The organism is Methylobacterium bullatum (genome assembly GCF_014845095.1).
Lineage (GTDB): Bacteria > Pseudomonadota > Alphaproteobacteria > Rhizobiales > Beijerinckiaceae > Methylobacterium > Methylobacterium bullatum.
Genome location: NZ_NKUG01000266.1, coordinates 1 through 714, shown reverse-complemented (window position 1 = coordinate 714; position 714 = coordinate 1). Strand labels below are relative to the sequence as shown.

General features: G+C 68.1%; 1 protein-coding gene. It reads left to right on the top strand.

The window, feature by feature from the left end; translation table 11 throughout:
• Positions 1–582, top strand: a 582-nt coding sequence (locus tag MBTS_RS22940) for a cobalamin B12-binding domain-containing protein (protein WP_192216572.1), incomplete at its 5' end; no start/stop codon positions are given.
• Between the last annotated feature and the right edge of the window lie 132 nt (positions 583–714).

Below are 714 nucleotides of genomic sequence, written 5' to 3'. Positions count from 1 at the left end.
TTCGGCGAATACCGTGCCCCCACCGGCGTCAGCCTCGAGACGATCTCCTCGGGTGCCGCCGAGGACGCCAAGCTCCTCATCGCCGATCTCGGCGAGCGCCTGGGCGAGACGCCCAAGCTCGTCGTCGGCAAGCCCGGCCTCGACGGCCATTCGAACGGCGCCGAGCAGATCGCGCTTCGTGCCCGCGACGTTGGGTTCGACGTGACCTATGACGGCATCCGCCAGACCCCGGCCGAGATCGTGGCGAAAGCCAAGGAGACCGGCGCCCACGTGGTCGGCCTGTCGATCCTGTCCGGCAGTCACGTTCCGCTGGTGCGCGACGTGAAGGCGAAGATGCGGGAAGCCGGCCTCGACCACGTCCCCCTCGTCGTCGGCGGCATCATCTCGCCGGAGGATGAACTCGTGCTCAAGAACATGGGCGTCACGGCGGTCTACACGCCGAAGGACTACATCCTCGACACGATCATGATCGGCATCGCCAAGGTGGTGGGCCGCGCCCTCGACAATCGCGCCGCCGAGAAGGCGGATGCCGCCGCCGGAATCGGCGGCTCCTCCGTCAGGGGTGGTGAGACGGTATTCTAGCGCCGCATATTCCTCTCCGATTCGGGGGAGGGCGTCTGCGAAACGGGCGGGGGAGAGGTGCCGGTCCCGAGCACGGGGCACTTCTCTCCCGAGGTGAGGCGAAGTACGGCGTGCGCACGACCCGTCGACACC